The 21,739-nt window shown below is 44.7% G+C and carries 18 protein-coding genes, 1 other RNA gene and 2 pseudogenes; 6 read left to right on the top strand and 15 right to left on the bottom strand.

Annotation, left to right across the window (positions count from 1 at the left end; genetic code table 11):
- The first annotated feature begins 182 nt into the window (after window positions 1-182).
- Together N3A72_08805 and N3A72_08800 are read left to right on the top strand one after the other, a co-directional pair.
- Window positions 183-509, top strand: a complete 327-nt coding sequence (locus N3A72_08805) for a hypothetical protein (GenBank protein MCX7919683.1) — start codon at window positions 183-185, stop codon at window positions 507-509.
- Window positions 510-587: 78 nt separating this feature from the next.
- A complete protein-coding gene (locus N3A72_08800) occupies window positions 588-1,058 on the top strand; it encodes a hypothetical protein (protein ID MCX7919682.1) in 471 nt (156 codons plus the stop codon).
- An 825-nt stretch (window positions 1,059-1,883) separates the two neighbouring features.
- Here N3A72_08800 and N3A72_08795 read toward each other — a convergent pair.
- Window positions 1,884-2,006, bottom strand: a pseudogene (locus tag N3A72_08795) (prepilin-type N-terminal cleavage/methylation domain-containing protein).
- Window positions 2,007-2,400: 394 nt separating this feature from the next.
- Window positions 2,401-4,449, bottom strand: coding sequence for a tetratricopeptide repeat protein (locus N3A72_08790; GenBank protein MCX7919681.1), 2,049 nt, complete (start codon window positions 4,447-4,449; stop codon window positions 2,401-2,403).
- Between the two features lie 302 nt (window positions 4,450-4,751).
- Between N3A72_08790 and N3A72_08785 the strand changes: the two genes are divergently transcribed.
- The 4 genes from N3A72_08785 (at window position 4,752) to N3A72_08770 (ending at window position 10,843) form a co-directional block, all read left to right on the top strand.
- On the top strand, window positions 4,752-5,915 hold the full coding sequence (locus N3A72_08785) for an iron-containing alcohol dehydrogenase (GenBank protein ID MCX7919680.1): 1,164 nt from the start codon (window positions 4,752-4,754) through the stop codon (window positions 5,913-5,915).
- An 85-nt stretch (window positions 5,916-6,000) separates the two neighbouring features.
- Window positions 6,001-6,339 carry a cupin domain-containing protein gene (locus tag N3A72_08780; GenBank protein ID MCX7919679.1) on the top strand — a complete coding sequence of 113 codons (339 nt, stop codon included), beginning with the start codon at window positions 6,001-6,003 and terminating at the stop codon, window positions 6,337-6,339.
- Window positions 6,340-6,621: 282 nt separating this feature from the next.
- On the top strand, window positions 6,622-10,059 hold the full coding sequence (locus N3A72_08775; protein ID MCX7919678.1) for a tetratricopeptide repeat protein: 3,438 nt from the start codon (window positions 6,622-6,624) through the stop codon (window positions 10,057-10,059).
- A gap of 148 nt (window positions 10,060-10,207) precedes the next feature.
- The gene (locus tag N3A72_08770; protein MCX7919677.1) at window positions 10,208-10,843 is read left to right on the top strand and encodes a type II secretion system protein GspG; all 636 of its coding nucleotides are present in this window, start codon (window positions 10,208-10,210) and stop codon (window positions 10,841-10,843) included.
- Window positions 10,844-10,923: 80 nt separating this feature from the next.
- On the opposite strand, the gene N3A72_08765 is transcribed toward N3A72_08770, so the two are convergent.
- The 13 genes and pseudogenes from N3A72_08765 to N3A72_08705 all read right to left on the bottom strand — a co-directional run.
- Window positions 10,924-11,388, bottom strand: a complete 465-nt coding sequence (locus N3A72_08765; GenBank protein ID MCX7919676.1) for a type II secretion system protein GspG — start codon at window positions 11,386-11,388, stop codon at window positions 10,924-10,926.
- Window positions 11,377-11,466, bottom strand: a pseudogene (locus N3A72_08760) (prepilin-type N-terminal cleavage/methylation domain-containing protein). The gene N3A72_08765 and the pseudogene N3A72_08760 overlap by 12 nt, the downstream one beginning before the upstream one ends.
- A gap of 147 nt (window positions 11,467-11,613) precedes the next feature.
- Entirely contained in the window at window positions 11,614-12,354 is a 741-nt protein-coding gene (locus tag N3A72_08755; GenBank protein ID MCX7919675.1) for a gamma-glutamyl-gamma-aminobutyrate hydrolase family protein, read from the bottom strand.
- A 53-nt stretch (window positions 12,355-12,407) separates the two neighbouring features.
- A complete protein-coding gene (recR, locus tag N3A72_08750; GenBank protein MCX7919674.1) occupies window positions 12,408-13,007 on the bottom strand; it encodes a recombination mediator RecR in 600 nt (199 codons plus the stop codon).
- Window positions 13,008-13,042: 35 nt separating this feature from the next.
- Entirely contained in the window at window positions 13,043-13,351 is a 309-nt protein-coding gene (locus N3A72_08745; protein MCX7919673.1) for a YbaB/EbfC family nucleoid-associated protein, read from the bottom strand.
- 73 nt (window positions 13,352-13,424) lie between these two features.
- Entirely contained in the window at window positions 13,425-15,143 is a 1,719-nt protein-coding gene (gene dnaX, locus N3A72_08740; protein ID MCX7919672.1) for a DNA polymerase III subunit gamma/tau, read from the bottom strand.
- A gap of 195 nt (window positions 15,144-15,338) precedes the next feature.
- An RNA gene (gene ffs / locus N3A72_08735) (signal recognition particle sRNA large type) lies at window positions 15,339-15,606 on the bottom strand.
- A gap of 420 nt (window positions 15,607-16,026) precedes the next feature.
- Window positions 16,027-16,257 carry a zinc ribbon domain-containing protein gene (locus N3A72_08730; GenBank protein MCX7919671.1) on the bottom strand — a complete coding sequence of 77 codons (231 nt, stop codon included), beginning with the start codon at window positions 16,255-16,257 and terminating at the stop codon, window positions 16,027-16,029.
- A complete protein-coding gene (gene murJ, locus N3A72_08725) occupies window positions 16,254-17,867 on the bottom strand; it encodes a murein biosynthesis integral membrane protein MurJ (protein MCX7919670.1) in 1,614 nt (537 codons plus the stop codon). Before murJ ends, N3A72_08730 begins: the two co-directional genes overlap by 4 nt.
- Before the next feature lie 93 nt (window positions 17,868-17,960).
- Window positions 17,961-19,343, bottom strand: a complete 1,383-nt coding sequence (hslU, locus tag N3A72_08720) for an ATP-dependent protease ATPase subunit HslU (protein MCX7919669.1) — start codon at window positions 19,341-19,343, stop codon at window positions 17,961-17,963.
- A gap of 93 nt (window positions 19,344-19,436) precedes the next feature.
- Window positions 19,437-20,732, bottom strand: a complete 1,296-nt coding sequence (purB, locus tag N3A72_08715; GenBank protein MCX7919668.1) for an adenylosuccinate lyase — start codon at window positions 20,730-20,732, stop codon at window positions 19,437-19,439.
- Between the two features lie 204 nt (window positions 20,733-20,936).
- On the bottom strand, window positions 20,937-21,407 hold the full coding sequence (locus N3A72_08710; protein ID MCX7919667.1) for a ferritin family protein: 471 nt from the start codon (window positions 21,405-21,407) through the stop codon (window positions 20,937-20,939).
- A 68-nt stretch (window positions 21,408-21,475) separates the two neighbouring features.
- A partial coding sequence (locus N3A72_08705; protein MCX7919666.1) for a TMEM165/GDT1 family protein occupies window positions 21,476-21,739 on the bottom strand: 264 nt, incomplete at its 5' end.

Below are 21,739 nucleotides of genomic sequence, written 5' to 3'. Positions count from 1 at the left end.
GGTGATTTGCAGTAGTGTTCAGAATTTAGTCGTTCAATTCGTTTGCGGTAAATATCAACCATTTATAGTGCTGGATACTCATTGATTTATTTTTTATTTAGATTTTACATGAACTTTATTTGGGTTTAATGTATCTTTGCTAATATATTATCGAACCGAAAACATCTAAAGGAGGATAGACTATGTCTGATTCACCATTACTCACGAAATTCATAGATAGTCTTAACCGGTTACTGCTCGCCAACGAAGTTATATATTACTTTCAAGAGCATCCGGAATCGTATAAAACTATCGAAGAACTCGCAACGGTTCTCAATCGCACTCCGGAAGAACTTGAACCGATAATCCTATATTTAGAACGAGAGGGAATATTGCATAACCATGGTCCGATTTGGGGTAAACCGATTTATGTAAATAAATATTATGAATTCTATTCATTCAATCCGAATGCGCAAGTAGAAAACGTTATCAATCGGTTCGAGTTCGTTTATGAACCGATATCGGTCTAACCATTGCTACCTTGCGAATCTTGCCGAATGAACAATGAGAGCTTCTCCGGATAAATTGGTTTTTGGAGGAATGGCACGATGAAAGTTTGTAAGCAGTGTAAAGCGGTGTTAATCAATCAGCGATGGATTCCATCGAAACATCTCCGTAATGTCGTATACATCCTTTGTCCTACCTGCAAAAAAGAAGAGAAGATTAAAGTTCAGAAAAGCTTAATAAGCACCGTTTTTTTAGATGGTGAATTTGTTAAACACCACCAGAAATATTCGTTAGCGTTAATTTATCGTATTGAGAAACAGGTTCGGAAAACCGAAACTAGTTCTCGAATCATAGAGGTTAATCTGAATCCAGCGCAAAATGGTATGGTAATCAAAACTAACCAGCCAAAACTAGCGATTGAAATAGCAAAACAGTTTAAGAGAAGATATCGTGGAAAAATAATGTTTTGGAGTACCGGTTCTGGCGGAGTAATCGTTCAATGGATAACCCCTCCAGGGTATGCTAACCCCGTAGAGTTGAACGCCGAGAATAGTCCAGCGTTCGCCGCGTAAATATGCATCAATAATCTAGAATGCAAATGCAGCAATCAACTTGAGCTCGACATCACGCAATTGCGTTTCTTGCCCCCCGAGATATTTAAGCAAAAAAATGCGCTCCGTTCTCAACGATCATGATGATATCTGAGAAGAAGCGCATCTTTTTGCCCGCCGCCGTCTAGCAGTTAAGGACGTAAACGCAATTCCGTATTACCAGCACGCACCGCCAGGGGAAGTTTGTGAACCGACAATTGCACCGTTATGCATAAATCGTCCGTCGGTAAAGTTTCCTCCAAACCGATAGATATCTCCTAAACTAATCGTGCCATTCGTCGGGTCATAATCAACATAACAGAGCGGTTGTCCTTTTGATGGCATGATAGCTTCGCTAGCGCCACCTTCGTACATACTCATAAATGGGAAATTTTTATAACCCATCCGGCATCGTTGCCCATCCGGCCCGACTCCGATAACCACATAGCAACTTCGTCGTCCCATTTGTTGAAAAACCAGATGCGAATCCTGATGGTCTTTCGAATTTGGCGGTGGATTAGGATACGACCAGGTTCCTGAACCAATACGATATCCAATCGCTCCCGCACCTTCAACTTCAACACTTTTCAAGAACGGGTCGGATAGAAGCGAACTCATATACGGAATCGGACTGGTTAAGAGCAAAGCGCCATTCGCGCAGATTCCCCATAATGCACTGCCCGGAGTAACCGCTCCAATACCACAATCTTTTTGGTCAAGACTTGAGTCGCTATCGCGGGTATATTCGTTGTAATCAATAAAATACGCTTCTAACGCAGAAGCTTGTACGCGCAGGTCGTTCTGGGTTCGGGCAACTTTACTTCTGGTTTGCGCCGCTAAAAAGTTCGGGATAGCGATTGCTGCTAGGATAGCAATTATGGCTACGACAATCAATAACTCAATTAACGTAAATCCGGTTCTTTTTTCTATCGCCGTAAATACCATTATTTCACCCCCTTCCTTGACAATAGTTAACAATAGTCACGCAATTTAAACATAGCCCTCGTTTTTCTTAATAAGGAGCGAATGTGAAATGCGCAATTATTCTAAATAAAAAATATTAAATATAAATTAAGTTAGGGTAAATTCAAGGTAAATTTATTCGCGCTATGTAACCGTATAGAATGCTGGGAACCGGTAGGGAGAAAAAAGATAGAGTCCCTTTAGGGACGGCTGATCTGATGAGAGTGGTTAATCTGACCATGCATTCAATCGTCCCTGACGGGACTAGGGCGGATACGGTGGTGCATGGGAACCCAGCCATGAATGGCTGGGCTAGTATCCAATCATCCCTAACGGGATTAACCAGATGCTATTTCGTAACTCATTGATGGATTCGTTGGCGAATTGTTTGGTTATTCGGATCGAGAGATAAACATCGCTGCCAGAGCCGGTTCGCGAGTGCAAATTTCCCAAGTTTAGCATACGTTTCCGCAAGGTTGTTTAACAGCATACCATGGTTCGGTTGAACCGCTAACCCTTTTTTATACGCGCGAATTGCCTGAGTATACTGTTTCTGCTGGAAATAGAGTTGACCGAGTCGATTGAACGCTTCGTAATGAAATGGATCACGAGCGGTCAGTTCGCGATATCGTTGAATATTCATTGCCGGAGGAGCGGTTGATTCTAGAGCAAGAATATCTTCATACGGGGTGCGAGGTATCGCGGTTGATTCTATGGTATCGCCTATTTTTGCGTATTTTTCTTTAACACTCAGTATCGCTAGCGTAGCTGCGGTAAACCCCGGATCGAGTTGCAAGGTAGTTTCATATTCGCGAATTGCACCGGAATTGTATCCGATAACTTCATACGCTAACCCTAAATCATAATGGCCATACGCGAGTGTCGGGTCGGTTTCCAGCGCCCATTTATAATTGACTATCGCCATCTGCAGATACATATAACCTTGGGTTCCTTGGATGCGCCGTGCGTGGTTGAAATATTTCGTGCCAACCGCAATCCGGTCGAAACTATACCTGAACCGTTGAACCGGTAAGAAGACTACAATCCCCGATATCAAGAGCGTTATTCCCCAGAAAATATACGCACGCCAGCTCGGGACGGTTCGCCGGATCGCATCGATTGCCATTGCAGCAAACGCGATGAGAAACGGAACCATCGGCAGCCGGTATCGTTCTGTAACAAAAAATAAGAGTAGCGAAACTGTATAACAGACCAGAAAACTTCCATACAATTTCCCAACGAGATTACATCCTGATTTCATCTGCCAAACGATTCCTGCAAACGCTAACGGCGCAATGAACCAGAACCCGACCGGCATGAAATTCAGCAGTGGCGCAAATTCTGTTCGGATATAGTAATAATTCTGATGGTTTGGCACTTCGTAGGCATTGAGCAAAAGCAATAATTTTCGCGCAAATAATTTCAGTGCCTGGCATGGATGATTGAGCATAAATTCACCGGCTTTTCTTGCCCAATAGTTAGATACTTCCGACGGTTTTAGTTGCCGACCGAGCGCTTGTTCCGCAACCGCAACCGAACTCTCATATAGACCAGGGTCACGCAATCCGGAACCTTTAGGGAGCTTGAACGTGCCGAGACTATTCGGGTTATTCCCAATATAAAAATTTACACCACCGTTTGACGAAATGAGCACAAAATCATGTCCTACGATATAATTCCGTATGGTTACTGGCATCATCAGCAGGAAAATCGCACCGAGATATAGAAACGCTGGTTTCCAATGCCAGCGTCGGCATCGGATCGCGCGATCCGACCAATCCCGCACGAGAAAGACCATCGCTACCGGAACGAACAGGAGCAGATTCGGTTTATCGAGAACCGCTAATCCGAACGATAATCCGGCGAAAAAACTATATCTGATTTGTTTCGTTTCCAGATATTTCAGGAGAAGGAGTATGCTTAAATCAACACAGAATACCGTCAAAAAAATCATGAGCATATCGCCATCGAAAAAAGCAAATAAACCGTAGAATCCTGCAAACAATCCGGCGAGTATCGCTGGATAGATTCTGCCGTTCGCTAACCGTTTGGTGAGTAGATATATGAGAATACAGTTTCCAGAGCCGATGAGAATCTGAAGAAGATAGACAAAAAAGAGCGAGTGACCTGAAACCGCTAACGCTGCAGCGATGAAATATGGATATGGCGGTGAACTGTGAAAGAAAACGTCTTTCCCGAGCAGATCACCGGCTAAAATCTCTAATGCCCGTTGATAATATATCTGGGAATCACCAATCGGGTCATCGAAATATGGCGCACTCGATATCTGCCAGAGATACCCAAGTCGTAGCAGAAACGCTAGCAAAAATATCCCGAGTAATATCGTTTTCTCTCGACCGATTATTCCGATTATCCGGTGGAATGTAGCGATTGTCGTGTGGTTCTCCATATGTTTTATCCTATCCTACAATTCGTCCCTTTGCCAAGATGAAACTACGGTATAGAATGAGAATTGAACCGTTCAATGCTCATTCTGTACCGCTATTCCCCTATATTCAGCATCCGATACCGCACCAGCACGATGCGGTAATGCAAACATACCGTTTCTCGTTGCGAAGAATATATAGCAGAACGTAACCAGTATCGAGGTGGAGTTGTTATAACTCCCAAATTGCCGCATAATATAATACTATAGTAGCAACGTTGCGAAAATGGAATTTGCTATAGGGAGTAAAGGATTTTCTAAAACCTATGTTTGAATTCTATTCAGCGGGACGATTAATTTTCGGGTCAGGGAGCTTTTCGTTAACGGGTCATATCGCGCAAGAACTCGGCGATACTGCACTGATTGTACTCGGCGGAACCGCTATGCGGAACCTCGGTGTCGTTGACCGATTGCAGCAACTATTAGACCAGAATTCGGTGAGATATACTTTCTATGAAGGCATCCATCAGGAACCGACCGTTGGGCTCGTAGATGCCGGCGTTAATCTCGCGATAGCGAATCGGTGCAATATGGTTATTGCAGTTGGTGGCGGTAGTGTTCTGGATACTGGAAAAGCGATTGCCGGAGTAGTAACTAATGGCGGGTCAGTATTCGATTATTTAGAAGGTGTTGGGAATGGGAAAAAGTTTGTTCGACCAGCGTTACCCTATATTGCTATTCCGACTACTGCCGGAACCGGGTCGGAAGTAACCAAGAATGCGGTGATTAGTTCTGATGAAAGTTCCGTGAACAAGTTTAAGGTGAGTATCCGGAGTCCGAAGTTAATTCCGACCGTTGCGCTCATAGATCCGGAATTAACGGTATCGTTACCGCCGGAACCGACCGCATATTCCGGTTTAGATGCATTAACGCAATTGATTGAACCGTATGTATCGAAATCAGCGAATCCGATCACGGATGCGTTAGCGATTTATGGGATTAAATTGATCGGTGAATCGTTATTGGCGGCGTATCATAACGGAGCTGACCTCATTGCGCGCGAGAAAATGGCGATTGCGGCGGTATTGAGCGGATTAGCGTTAGCTAACGCTGGACTCGGTGCCGTCCATGCGCTGGCGCGACCGCTCGGTGCATACTACCATATCCCGCATGGATTAGCCTGTGCGATTCTGCTTCCCTATATTATGGAACTGAATCTAGATGCGAATGTAACGAAATACGCTGAAATTGGCAGAGCGCTAACCGGAAAAATGCATTATGTGCACGATGCAGTTGCTGCAGTTCACGGGTTACAGTTCGTTCGAACCTTATGCGATGAACTCAATATCCCGAGAAATTTCAAATCGTATGCAATCAATCCGGCAGATATTCCGTTCATCATTCAAGGCGCACAAGGAGCGAGTCTGCGCGATAATCCACGACCGTTAACCAATGACGATGTAACCAACTTATTCCAAAAACTTATTTAACTATCAATTCCACTGATTAACTCTGATTGACACGGTTTATTGTCGAAACAGCGTTGCCCAGTGGTTTGGTATCGGAGGGAAGAATATGGAACGAGTCAACGAATTCGATAAACCTTTTCCGAAAGGCAATTCCGGCGTTAAATACCTTTTTCGCGGACCGAATATTGATTGGGGCGTTATCGTTTTACCATCCGGCGAATCACTCGGAAAACATGGACATCGAGAAGTTGAAGAAACCTTTTATTTTCCGGATAGTGCGCCGATGATATACGTCAATGATATCGCATATCGGGTGAAACCGGGTGATGCGTTTCGGATCCCGCCTACAGAAAGCCATAATATTGTTAACGATACCGAAAGCTCAGTTAAAATCATTTTTATTAAACATCTCTATCGACCGGAAGATAAAATTAGCTATGAATAGGGTTCTTTGCTCCGATTGGTTATGGGCATCGGAGTAATCCGGTTACCACCCGAGCAAATTGCTATTGACAAAATAGTAACTTTACCCTAGGATAAATAATCGAACCAGCAAACCGAACGCAGGTTAACCACCTGCAGCCGAAAAAACCGCAGAACGAATGAACGAAAAGAACCTAGCGCTGAATCGGTATTCCTGATTCTAACCTTCAGAAATTTTTTTCAGTGCGATATTTTGCGGTTCGAGATTTTCGAACTGCGAATTTCGAATTTGCACAGCTACGTTATGCCACAACCGGGATATAAAATCTGTCCATATTGTGCGGAAGAAATTAAAGAGCAGGCGATTAAATGCCGATATTGCCAGACAATGCTCATAGACACAACGCCTGCTGCACCATCATCGGTATCGTTCCCAGGTAGCGCGCGTTTAACCGTAGAAGACCAAACCGAACTCCAGCGGTTATCCCGTTTTGTTCCGTCGAAAGTTATTGAAGGGATATTATCCGGTTCAGAGATGATGGAAGAAGGTGAACGGCGCAACCTAACCATTCTCTTTGCGGATATCGCCGGATTTACCCCGTTAGCAGAAACGCTCGATCCGGAAGAGTTGAAAGACCTGATAGATACCTACCTCGGAACTATGACGGAAATCATCCATAAGTATGACGGAACCGTTGATAAATTCATTGGCGATGCGGTGATGGCGTTATTCGGTGCGCCGGTCGCGCATGAAGATGACCCGGAACGAGCGCTCCGGTCAGCGTTAGAGATTCAAGCAGCGATGACCAGATTGGGGAACAAGTTTAATCGGGAAATTAAACTGCATATTGGAATCAGTTGCGGTGAAGTTATCGTTGGCGGGCTGGGTGGCGGTCAGCGATTAGATTATACTGCGATTGGCGATGTAGTCAACCTTGCGAGTCGGCTGCAGTCGATCGCTGAACCTGGTCAGACGGTAGTGAGTCAGCGGATTTATGAACGAACGCAATATGCATTTGAATTCAAATCGCTCGGTACGATTGAGTTGAAAGGGAAATCCGCTCCGATTACCGCCTATGCGGTTGAAAAGCCAATTCGAGATTATGATAAAATGCCGATGCGGAAAATGAGTTCGGTAGAACTTATCGGTCGCGAAACGGAACTTTGTCTGCTACTCAATGTTCTCGAGGAGACGAAACAATCCCACGGTGTCGTCGTGCATCTGAAAGGAGAATCCGGCGTTGGAAAAAGTCGGCTGATGTATGAGTTTGGCAAAGAAGCGCGTAGTCGCGGATTCCAATTCTACTACGGTCGGTGCCTATCCTATGGGAAAGGGAGTCCGTATCTACCGTTTATTGATTTATTCATTCGCGGGTTATGTGGTATTCCGGATAGTATATCGAAATTCGATGCGGCAAGAAAAGTGGAAGAATTTCTGCTGCATCTCTCTGCTGACCTGCGCGATGAGATTCCGTATATTCAATACTTAGTTACACCGGAAGGAGCGCCGCAATCCGTGCTTGAAGAAGAGCCGAAATCGCGAATGAAACGAATTTTCAATGCGGTATTTGCGGTGATTAAACATACCGCAGTAAAAAAACCGCTCGTGCTGGAATTTGAAGATTTACAATGGGCGGATTCGCTTTCACTCAATTTAATCAACTATTTAATCCCTGAACTCAGCAATGTTCCGGTGGCAATGGTGCTGGTCTATCGTCCCTATTTCACGCATCCGTGGGTTACTCGCGGAAAACAGATTACGCTCGAACTGAAAGAATTGTCTGAGCACGATAGCGAAAAACTCATCTCCCACTTATTAGGATTCCAGAAATTCCCGCAGGAGTTAATGGAAACCATCCTCAAGAAAACGGAAGGGAACCCGTTTTTCGCTGAAGAAGTCATTCTCTATTTATGCCAGAGTGGAACCTTACAACCATCTGCGGACGGCTGGCGTCTCACGAAATCACTCTACGAGATCGATATTCCGGATACGATCCAAGGTGTGGTGTTATCCCGAATCGACCGATTAGCATCGCATCCACGTCGGGTGCTGCAGTGTGCCTCGGTTATCGGGCACCGGTTCCGCTATAAAGTGTTAGACTATGTTCTAGAAGTTGAACAAGATTTAGAACAGCACCTCACCGACCTCATGAGAACCGGATTGATTCTTCAGCAGAGTGTAATTCCAGAACTCGAATATATCTTTCGTCATTCGATAACCCAAGAGGTAACCTATAATACCTTGCTAGTCAAACGGCGGAAAATATATCACGAGAAAATTGCGCAATGTATCGAAATAATGTATCCAGACCGGTTAGATGAACATTATGAACTGATTGCCCATCATTATTCGAATAGTAATAATAACCAGAAAGCGCTCGAATATTTGGTGAAAGCCGGAGATAAATGCCGACTGCTGTATGCAAATGAAGCGGCGCTCGATTTCTATACGCAAGCGTTAAAACGAACGGAATATTTTCCTGGCACCGCATCACAACGGATAGAATTAGAAATCACGTTACGTCTGAACCGGGGAACGGTATCCGAACTGATTGGCGATATTAAATCCGCCATGCACGATAACATGACCGCTGCGGAACTCGCCCAGAGTATCGGAAACACCGTTTTACTCATTCGGGCATATCAGAATCTCGGCGAACTCCATCGACAACTCGGCGAGTTCCAGCTAGCGATTGATTTCGAACAACGAGCGTTTACGCTCTGCCAGCAGCAGGGCGATACGAAAGCGGAACTCGATTGTATCAACCGGCTAGCGGTAATTTCGCGGGATTTAGGGCAGTTCGATTCCGCAATTCGCTATTTTGAAGAAGTGTTAAAATTAAGTCAAGACTTGCAGGATGTAAGGTTGTTAGCGCATGCGCATAATAATCTAGGGTTAACCTACTGGTCAATGGGAGATTATACTGCGGCAATCCAGCATATCCAACAGGGGCTAGCGTTGCGGGAAGAACTCGGCGATAAAAGGGGGCAGGTAGCCGGATATAACAATCTCGGGATACTCTATGAAAAACTGGGGAAACTCGACGCAGCGGTTGCAGCGTATAACGATTGTGTTCGGTTAGCGCGCGAAATCGGATTCAAAAAAGGTGAAGTCGCCGCCCAGAATAATATCGGGTGGATCTATTGGCTGCAAGGGAAAGAGAAAGAAGCGATAACTATCTATCGGTATGTGTTATCGGAAGCGGAAAAAATGGGCGACCCAAACGCACAAGCGATTGTGCTGTGTAATTTTGGCTATGTATATTTGTTCTTGAACGATTACCAGCGGGCGTTAGATTATTTCTTGCAGGGATTGACCGTTGCGGAGACGACAAAAGAACATTATACTTCCGTAGTAGTTCTCAATGGACTATTAGAGTTATACATTCGCCATGAACAAGTTGACCGAGCTGAACAAACTGCGGATAAAGTTGTTCCGTTCATACGCGAAATTCAGGAACAAAACGCAACGATAACCTATCGTCTGCTTGCGGAACTTGCGCTCCTGAACCATAACCTTGACCAAGCTGACCTACAGGCAAGGAAAGCGTATGACCTAGCGAAACGAGCGGGGAACCCGCGCGATTTAGCGTGGTGTGCGTTAACGCTGGCGAAAGTCGCTTCGCAAAGAAACAATATGTCCTTAACCAATACCTGGCTGAATACCGCAGAACAATACGCGCAACAAATCCAGGATATCCATTGCGTGAAAGAAATCAATACCTTGAGAAACCGTACCTGATTTATATTGACAGAAGAAGCGTCTCTGCGATAAACTAACCATAGAGGTTTAGGCGAGAAGTAACTGGATAGTGAATGGATCGTTCAAGATTTGTTCCGGCGATGTTAGTTAAACCATGAACGAATTGATAAGGGAGGCGAAAGCGTGTATGATACCACGGAAAACCAACAATGGGTTTACGTTAATTGAATTATTGATAGTCGTCGCGATTATTGCGATACTTGCAGCGATAGCGATCCCGAATTTTCTTGCAGCGCAAACCCGGGCGAAAGTTTCCCGAACGAAAGCGGATATGCGGTCAATAGCGACTGCGTTAGAAGCATATTATGTTGACGAAACGTCGTATCCGCCGAATAACGGATACGGAGTTACCCCGATAGAAGTTACCACACCGGTTGCATATATCCGTTCACGACCACCAGATCCGTTTGCAATCATGGCCGTTTCGGTTCTTCCGGGATATGAGGAAGAAGCGAAACTATATACCTACCATAAAATTGTTTCTGCAGCGGAAGCGTATTCCTATTGGGATACGAGAGATTCGGTTGATGACCCGACCGCAAACCAAGGTGCATTTAAAAAATATGGAAAATGGAACCAGATGTCACTCGGGCCGGATTTAGTCTATTATAAACCGCCGGAATATATCGGCGGATACGGCGCTTACGACGGATTATATTCGTTCGATATCCTTTACGACCCGACGAATGGCGTGATTAGTTTCGGGAATATTATCGTTACGCAAATTAACCCGAGTGGATTAGGTACCTATAAACTCCCGTAAAACCTATTTTAACCACAGATGAACATAGATTAACGTAGAAAACTTTGTTTATATCTATGTTATCCTCTGTGGTTATTTTTTTAGAATTGGATACCGAGCGGGTCTTTCTGGCTACGGTATATCTGTCCGTTGCTAATCGTTCCGTTCGTCGGGTCATACGTCGGACAGTTTGGCCAACCACCAGCACGATTCTCAGTCGGACCGAACCCATCTAACCGCCATTTACCGGCGCGTTCGCGATTCTCTGCGCTAAGGGAAGAGTTCCAATAATACTGTGGCCAATCCGCAGATAAATATCCATACCGATGTAACATAGACGTTCCGGGGAACCGTGCGGAAAATGGATCGTAGAATGAAGCGATATTCGCGACATACGATACCGGCGTAGATAAACTATTCGGAACATTATAGTATCCTGGCGGTTGCGGACAGGGATATTGATTGTTATCCGTATAGTATGCTTCTAATGCAGTAGCTAAATTCCGCATTTCCGATTTTGATTTTGATACTTTCGACCGGGTCTGCGCTGCGAGAAAATTCGGAATCGCTATCGCTGCTAGGATAGCTATAATCGCTACGACTATTAACAGTTCAATCAAAGTAAACCCTTTGCCTTGTTTCATATTCCCTCCTTGTAAAGTTATTAATAAATCTTTCATCGTAATATTTTTGCCTCAAAAGCACAAAGACCACTAAGGTTCACAAAGTTATTTACAGTATCTTAATTAGTATTTCTTTGTGGCTTAGCGTCTTGGTGGTAGAAATAGTTTTTAATAACTAGCTTGTTTCACAAGTTCTTTAAACAACGCAAGATGTTTAGGATATTTAATCAACTCTTCCGGATGCCATTGGATTCCGAGTCGAAATATTTTATCTGTGGATTCAATCGCTTCAATAATTCCATCTTTCGTCCAAGCTACCGCCCGAAATCCGGCCGCAACTTGCGCGAGCGCTTGATGATGGAACGAGTTCGTTTGCAATCGCGTCGTTTTAACAATGTGATATAACCGGCTCGTTCTATCGATTTCTACCCAATGGGTTAAAACGTCACGGTTTTCTTTCTGCGAATGGATGAGCGGGTTCTGGAGTTCAGACGGAATATCTTGATATAACGTTCCGCCCGCAGCAACGTTTACCATCTGAATCCCTAAACAGATTGCTAAAATCGGGAGTTCTCGGTGGAGCGCGCGTTTAACCAGCGCTAGTTCATAGTTCAACCGTAACCAGTCGAGCGGTTCTGTTTTCGGATGCACACGGTTAACGCCATACACTCGCGGATGAATATCATATCCGCCAGTTAATAATAATCCATCGAGTTGGGATAAGGTTGTATCGATATCAGCGTCAGCAACGGTTTCTACTGGCGGAAGAATGAACGGAATCCCGCCAGCGCGCTCAATCGAAAGAACATAACTTCGATTGAGATAGTATAACTCCCGATTCTTTCGCAAACTATCTTTTCGTTTTCCGGCATCGTAACTACTGGTTATTCCAATGCAAGGTTTTTTCATATAACACCATTAAAATTTGCACAGTTCATTTTGCATTTTGCCAATGAATGGTTTTATATGCGACGTCTTCCTTCCAGCGCGCGAGATAACGTTACTTCATCTGCATATTCTAAATCGCCACCAATCGGTACGCCAACCCCGAGGCGAGATATAGTGATATTAAACGGGCGTAAGACATTAACTAGATACGCTGCTGTCGCTTCTCCTTCAGTATCCGGATTGGTTCCGAGAATAACCTCTTTAACCCCACCTCGCTGCACCCGAGCAAGTAACGAGGCTATGGTTAAATCATCCGGGGTTATCCCATCTATCGGTGAAAGCGCACCGAGCAGAACATGGTATACGCCATTAAACGCTCGAGTTCGTTCAAAAGCAAGAATATCAAATGGCTGTTCTACGACGCAAATCACTGAGGTATCTCGATTCGGGTCAGCACAAATACTGCATCGCTCGGATTCCGTCAGATTATTGCATACCGTGCAATGTTTGATTTTCCCGATTATCCCAGCTATCGCCTCGGATAACGATTGCACCTGTTCCGGAGACGATTTTAGCAGATGGTACGTTAGCCGTTGTGCGGTCTTCTGCCCGATTCCCGGCAATTTCTGCAGTTCATTAACCAATTTTTCTATTGCAGGAGCGTAAAACTGCATAGCAATTTACCATGCTACATTTGCACCGTTTTTGATTACATGAAACCAGGGATACCTATCCCGCCGGTAACTTTTTTCATTTCTTCAGTTACCAGAGATTTTACATTCTCAAGTGCAGTATTCACCGCAGCAACCACCAAATCTTCAAGCATCTCAATATCATTTGCGGATACCACCTGCGGGTCAATTTTTATACTTACAATCATGCCATCGCCAGACGCTACCGCTTTCACCATTCCGCCGCCGGAAGTCGCTTCAACTGTTTTTTTCGCTAGCTCTTCTTGGACTTCGAGCATTTTCGCCTGCATTTTTTCCGCTTGTTTCATTAATTTGGCAATATTCATCTAGTTATTCCCCTCCGTTAAACGTTAAATAAGGTACACCGAACCATCGCTTGCTCATCTCCATAATCTGAGGTTAATAATTTTCTGGTTTCTCCTCAATTCCGAGTTTCTTTTTTACTTTCACATCAGAAATCCCAAACAGGTTGATGATTTTCTTTATCGTTGGTTCCTGCAACACCGCTTCTTCCGGTCGCGCTTTCGGCTGAACGATTGGAATCGGCACGGTTTTCTCCGGTTTCGGTGCCGCCGCAATAAGCTCTCCTTTAATCCGAAACGATTTCCCGCACATTCGGGTTATCACCGATTCTACCAACTGCCGACTTTCCGGTTGTTCAACCGCACGTTTATGGAATCCATTCGCATTCTGGAATCCGAGAACTAAAGTATCACCGTCTATCCGGAGCGGTTGCGCATCCGATAAATGCGCCGACAATGTTGGTTTCGTCTGACTGATCACTTTTCGGATATCGTCCCAATGTGAAATAAATGCCGATAGGGTAGATTCACCGCTTACTTCGAAGGTCGGAACCGTTTTTTTTTCCAGATTCGGTTCTGCGGATTCGGGTTGACCCTTGAATAAATCCGCTGAATTTGCACCGCTACCAGAGCTCGGTATCGGGTTACCGCGTTCACCTTGTTTCTGCAACGATTTAACTCGGTCAACCAGTTCCGGTAACGGGATAGTCTGTTTCAGTTCGATGAAATCAAGAATGAGCATTTCGATAACGACACGACCGGGAATAGTTTTCCGCAACTGTTCTTTTGCGGCGGTGGTTAACTTCATCATTTGCAACAGCTGCGACAGTTTAAACTTTTTACTCTGTTCAATCCGCAGGTGTTTCTCTTCATCCGTTAAATCTAGCTGCGGACTGTTCGCATCCACCACCTGCAGGAGCATTAAACTTCTCACATACTGCAGCATATCATCAAGGAAGGTTTCGTATTCGATCCCTTGGTCAATCAATGCATCGAGTTTCATGATTGCTGCCGGGATTTCTTGCGCTGCAACGTGTTCAAGCAGTTCGTACAGTATCTGAGACGGAATGGTGCCAAGCAGAGCGATGGTTTGTTCGAGCGTCGGTTTCCCGCCCGTGAACGAAATTAACTGATCGAACAGACTTTCTGCATCGCGCATACTGCCGGAAGCTGATCGCGCAACGGTATATAGTATCGCCTGTTTTTCATCATTTGAGATTTCGATACTCGGTTCAGAACTAACAATCCGGTCGAGTTGTTTAACGATATTCGCAACTGAAATCCGTTTGAAATCGCATTGCTGGCATCGGGAAATAATCGTTGCCGGCACTTTTTGTTTTTCCGTCGTAGCGAGAACGAATATCGCATGCGCTGGCGGTTCTTCCAGCGTTTTCAGCAGTGCATTGAACGCTTCCGGAGTCAGCATATGCACTTCGTCGATAATATATACCTTATACCTACTACCGCCAGTGGGAACGAGTCGAACATATTCACGCAATTGACGAATATCATCGATTCCACGGTTCGACGCCGCATCGATTTCAATGATATCTAGATTACTTCCTTCGGTAATGCTTGTACAATTATCACATTGATTACATGGAGTCGCCGTTGGACCGGTAACACAATTCAACGCTTTCGCCAGAATACGGGCAGTACTGGTTTTCCCGACCCCACGTGGTCCTGAGAACAAATACGCATGACCAATTCGGTTCGCGGCAATCGACCCAGCTAGCATGCGGGTGATATGCTCTTGCCCGATAACCTCATCAAACGTCTGCGGTCGATACCGCCGCGCAAAAACCAGATATCCCATATCTCTCAAAATTCAAAATTCAAAATGTAATTCCAAATTTCAAACTCAAACCGCCAAACTTTCCTCCGCCACGGCGCACACAACTAATTCCAAATTTCTAACAATCCTAACTATAGGTTCATTATACGTTTAGCATTCGGGGTTGATTTGACATTTGGATTTCGCCCCTGCTCGGTTCTAGCAGGAGTTTACCGGTCGTGCACCTCAATCTCGAGCCGCGTCCACCGCCGGAACCAACGTAGTTAACTCCTATCAGGTGCCCCTTCGGCACCCGAACGATGCTATTTACCGTTGCTTCCTTCCGGACCTGGCGGGGTTCATAGCGGTTCGTCGCGAAGGACCTGATGCTCATCGTCACTTGCGTTGGTCAGACACGGGAGAGTAAAAGCCCTCAATCGAGGAATTCCACCCGGCATAAGCGGATTTCCGGTACAGGGCACCGCTAGTTCCCCATGTAGCACGACCGAGTTAGTTATCATATTATACAGCGGTATAGTGTGTCAAATTGCAGGTTAGGTTATCTGCACGGAATGGTTTGTTTGATTTAGCAAACCGTTAATAGCAGGTCGTTTTCCGAACAATACCTCGCCGATAACTTAAGTGAGTGGAAAGAACAGATTGAAATCGGAGTAAGGATGAACGAGCTCGAGCTCGTTCATCCTTACTCCGAAAATTAATCGTTGTTTTCCGCATTTTACGATAAACTATCGGGGGATTCCCTATCCAATAAAACCAAACCACAGAGACCACCGAGGGAATCGTATTCTATATTGCATAGCCCCGACCTTCTCTCGCACTCCACCTAAAAAAGCGGATTCTCTAATAGGGATTCTGATTTTCGATACATCAAATAAATCAGTTAAATCAGCGGCCAATGAGCGTGTTACCGTTGGTCTTTCGGAATCGGGGTAACCGCTCGCTGGCAATATGGACATACCGAGGCATCTTTCCGAATCTGTTTCTTACAATACGGACACGCCCGATAATTCTTCGCATACCAATATCCACCAGCACCCGCCGCACCACCAACTACCACCGCAGTACACCCGCTAATAGATATTGTTCCTACGATTAACATACTTCCCAATAAGAACGAGATAATCAGTTGTTTCATATAGACTTCCTCCTCCCTAATAAAATTTTATTGCGGATAATCTGCCAGATATCCTGCAGTTCGTGGACGCTAAATCCCCACGACGCACCGAGAAAAATAATTGCGCTAACTCCGATAACTACGCTTATATAAACCAGTTTCGCAATGAATCCACTGATAGGTATATGTGCTACATACCACCCATTGATAACATAACAGCCGAGACCCATAACCGCACTCGCAGCAAGTATGCGTAGAAACGAATTCGTTACTTTCTTCAGCCCGAGTAATCCGACTCGTTTCCGCAGAAGGTATAGGAGTAATACCCAGTTTACGGTAGATGAAATCGTGGTCGCTAACGCTAATCCGCCTTGTTTCATTGACCACATCAGGGATAAGTTTAATACCGTATTGACAGCGACGGCAATGAACCCAACTTTAACCGGTACCCAAACATCTTCTAGCGCATAGAATACCGGAACGACAATTTTCACCGCTGCAAACGAGAATAATCCAAGCGAATAAAATAGTAACGCTACCGCTGCGCCTTCCGTAGCTTGAGCGGTAAACATTCCACGTTCGAATAGGAAACTGAGGATTGGTATCCGAAGAATGATCAAGCCGACCGCAGCAGGTATCGTTAAAAACATAGCTAATCGTAATCCATACGCTAAGGTTTCCTTCAATTCCAGAAACTCTTTTTTTGCCGCATGGGTAGCGAGCACCGGCATAACCGCAACCGCAATCGCTATCCCGAACACCGATTCCGGAAGTTCAACCAATCGGTTCCCGTAGTATAACGCAGAGATTGTTCCTTCGCCGACGAGAGACGCACAGATTTTATCTACGGCGAGATTTATCTGAGTTATCGCCAGTCCGAACACCGCTGGGATAAGCATTTTCGCTACGCGAATCACGCCCGGATGCCGATAGTTAAATCGAACGGTATAGTGCATACCTTTTTTCAGCGCAACCGGTACCTGAACTGCAGCTTGCAAGAATCCGCCAATGATAACGCCTAACGCCAGCCCGGTTAACCGGTTTTCGAGATTCGAACCGAATAACGGCGATATCCATATCGCGGCGATTATCATGGATAGATTCAGAAATATCGGCGTAGCTGCTGGCATCGCAAAATGCCGCAGTGAATTGAGGATTCCCATAAACAACGCCGCAAATGCGATAAATCCTAAATACGGGAACATTATTCTAGTCAATTTAATTGCGGTGGCAATTGCCAGTTGGTTATGCCGATATCCAGGGATAAGAATATACACTAATACCGGGGTTAGAATAATCCCGAGGATAACCAGCGTTGCGGTGAGCAGAAATAGTAGGTTTACGACATTACTCGCGAATTCCCAAGCATCTTTTTTCTCTTTATTGGTCAGATAATCGGTGAAAACGGAAATGAACGCAGCGGATAACGCGCCTTCTCCCAAAAGACGACGACAGAAATTCGGAATTTCAAAACTTAAAAAGAAGATGTCGGTATACCATTTATTTCCACCAAACGCATACCCGATAACCGCATCCCGCAGATACCCAAGGATACGACTGACCATCGTTAGGGAACTGACTACCGACGCTGACTTGATTACGGATTTATGTTTAGAGATAGGAATTGTCACAAGAGGATAGGAACGAGAACAATAATGGGACGATTGAATGAATCATTGTAACCGTAAACGTTACAATGCTCATTATCCATTTTTATACTGAGTTTATAGAATATACCGACTTAAATCCAAATTTTTCACCAACTTCGATAACCGTTCGCGAACATATTGTGCATCGATCGTTATCTTCTGGCCAGCTAGTTCCGGAGCGTTGAATGAGATATCTTCCAGTAATTTTTCCATGACGGTATGCAGACGTCGAGCTCCGATGTTTTCTGTCTGGTCATTCACCTGTTGCGCAAGTTCTGCAATAGCCGAAATTGCATCCTCGGTAAAAGAAAGTTCGACATTTTCCGTTGCGAGTAATGCGGTATACTGTTTGATTAACGCATTTTGTGGTTGAGTTAAAATGCGGACAAAATCATCTTTCGTTAACGATTTCAACTCCACGCGTATCGGAAACCGACCCTGCAATTCCGGAATTAAATCTGACGGTTTACTTACATTAAACGCACCGGCTGCAATGAATAAAATATGGTCGCTTTTAACCATACCATATTTGGTCATGACCGTAGTTCCTTCAACAATCGGCAATAAATCCCGCTGGACTCCTTCTCGGGATACATCCGGTCCCGCTCCGTAGGTTTCCCGCCCCGCAATTTTATCGAGTTCATCGAGGAAAACTATCCCAGAACTTTCAACCCGTTTAATCGCTTCTCGGGTTACTGCGTCACTATCAATGAGTTTAGCTACTTCCTCGTTGAACAGAATCCGTTTCGCTTCAGCAACCGTCACTTTCCGTTCTTTCCGTTTCGGCGGGATAATGCGACTCATCATATCTTTGATATCCATGCTAATCATTTCATCTATACCACCAACCGCCCCGAATACCTCTACTACCGGAGAAGGCGCTTCATTCACTTCAAGTTCTACCATTCGGTCATCTAGATGACCGGCATCAAGTTGGGCACGCAATTTTTCCCGAGTCCGTTTTCGTTTTTCCTCTTCTTCCCGCTGCTGTTCAAGTTGGGTGGCGGTAAGATGCGCATTCATACGTAACGGTTTTTTCCGGGAACGAGGTAATAATAAATCGAGCAACCGCTCTTTAGCGGCGCGTTCTGCCGGTTCTTTCACTTGTTCCATATATTCTGCACGAACCATATTCACCGCAAGTTCGGTTAATTCCCGAATGATCGATTCAACATCCCGACCGACATACCCTACCTCGGTATACTTCGTCGCTTCAACTTTAACGAACGGCGCTTGCGCGAGTTTGGCGAGCCGGCGAGCGATTTCAGTTTTCCCAACCCCCGTCGGTCCAATCATAATAATGTTTTTCGGCGCAACTTCATCCATCAATTCCGGTGGTAAAAGTTTCCGCCGAGCACGGTTCCGCAGCGCAATCGCAACCGCTTTTTTCGCTTCATCCTGTCCGATGATATATTTATCTAATTCGGTAACAATCTCTTTTGGAGTAAGACTTTCCATAATTCTTTCACCGCAAAGCTCGCAGAGAACGCAGAGGGTTATTGCTTATCTATCTCTGCCTCTGCGGACTCAGTCTTCTCAGCGGTTAATCGTTTAGTTTATTCCAGCTTTTTTATAGATATAATCGATATTTTGGGTATACTTCGACAGATCGAAACATGCGGAAATTTCTTCCGCAGTCAAATATTGTTTCACTCGTTCATCGGCGAGTAGCAACGATTTGAACTCGATTTTTTCGCCCCAGGCTTTCATCGCATGTTCTTGCACCAGTTGGTATGCCTGTTCACGCGAGATGCCCTTTTTCGTTAACGCTAATAATACCTGCTGACTGAAAATAACACCATAGGTTAAATTGAGATTCGCAGCGATATTCTCTTTATGCACAACTAAATTCGTCAGTACGTCAATCATTTTTACCAGCATATAATGAACTAACGTTGTACTATCAGGAATAATCACGCGTTCTACTGACGAATGCGAAATATCTCGTTCGTGCCAGAGCGCAATATTTTCTATTGCCGCAAGTGCATTACTTCTCACTAACCGCGCTAACCCGCAAATCTGTTCACAGGTGACCGGATTCCGTTTATGCGGCATCGCCGATGAGCCTTTCTGTCCTTTCGCAAACGGCTCCTCACATTCAAGCACTTCCGTTCGCTGCAAATGGCGGATTTCAAGTGCAATCTTTTCGAGCAGCGCAGCTGTTAATGCTAGCATGGTTAAATATTCCGCATGCCGGTCACGCTGGATGATTTGGTTCGCTACTTCTGCAGGTTGTAATCCGAGTTCTCGACACACATATTCTTCAATAAACGTTGGGAGATGCGCATAGGTGCCGACCGCTCCTGAAATTTTCCCGTAACTGATAACTTCTTTTGCCCGAGTCATTCGCGCGATATTCCGTTTCGTTTCCATCAGCCAGAGTGCAAATTTTAATCCGAGCGTTATCGGTTCCGCATGGACACCATGGGTTCGACCAATCATAACCGTATCTTTATATTCTTTTGCCTTATCCAACAGAACCTTTTCTAGCCGATGCAGTTCCGCAAGAATTAAATCCGCCGCTTGTCGCATCCGAACCGCTAGTGAGGTATCAAGCAAATCCGAAGACGTCATCCCGAGATGGATATACCGTCCGGACGGACCGACGTTTTCTGCTACTGCACTGACGAATGCTATCACATCATGTTTAACCTTCTGTTCAATTTCATTAATTCGATTGATATCAAACTTCGATTTCGCGATGATATTCTCTAAATCTGGTTTTGGGATTTCGCCGAGTTCCGCCCACGCTTTACAAACGAGCAACTCGATTTCTAAATAACTCTGGAACTTATTCTGTTCACTCCATAACTCCCGCATTGCGGGTAAAGTATATCGGTCAATCATAGTTCCCATTACGAATATATCGAATGACAACAAGTCGTTTTCAAAGGATTGCTCAGATCCTTAATTCAACGGAAGACATTCGTTTCCATTCGAAATATTCGTAGCAATTGTATTATTTTTATGAAATTATACCATAAAAAAGTGAAGGGAATAAAAATCATTTCCGGAACAAGGTGAAGTCTTTTCGGCAGATATCGCGACGAATTACCCGACGGTGTTCTTCAGTTCAGTTTCCAGTTTAGCGATATGCGATTGTTCCTGTTGCGCGAGATAGCGGAAAACCTGTTTAGCGGTTTTGATTTTCGTTTTCTGCGCTAGAAGATAATAGAAATCATACGATGCTTTTTCGCGCATTACCGCAAGTTCAAGTATCTGCGGTTCCGACCAGGTATCATCAATCGGCTGATGCAGTTTTTTGGAGTCAATCGCTAAATCGAGTTTCTCTTGCGGTAGGGTAACTTCGAATATTTCATGGAAATTACCAGCGAGGATTTGGTTGAGTTTAACCTGATGCTGAAGCTCTTCTTCTGCTAGGGAAAGTAATAGTTTCTTTTTCGGTTCCGTTTTTAGCCGGTTCGCTGCCTGCTGGTAAAACGTAGCCGATTGTTCTTCAAAAAATAGCGCATGTTTGATTAACGTTCGAACGATAAATTGTTGTACCGGATGTTTGTCCATACAAAAGATTACATAGAGCTTAATCGCTGTAAACTTTGTTGCCGTTCAATCCGGGTAGTTATACAATATTACTTCCCGAAAAACATCATTATCCCGAACCCGATAAACACGATTCCAGCGAGATATTTCATGATATGCATTGGAATAAATCGCGTGATTAAATCCCCGAAAAAAACAGCGAGAAACGTGGTTAAGAGTAACGCACTTCCACAACCGAGGAAAACTAACCATGGCGATTTCGATTCCGCAGCTAAGGTAAATGTCGCTAATTGCGTTTTATCTCCCAACTCGGCAATAAATATCATCAGAAACGAACTCAACAATAATTTCCA

The sequence above is a fragment of the bacterium genome, assembly GCA_026416715.1.
GTDB lineage: Bacteria > UBP4 > UBA4092 > JAOAEQ01 > JAOAEQ01 > JAOAEQ01.
Note: the sequence above shows the minus strand (reverse complement) of the source record. Positions and strands in the feature narration are given on the sequence as shown.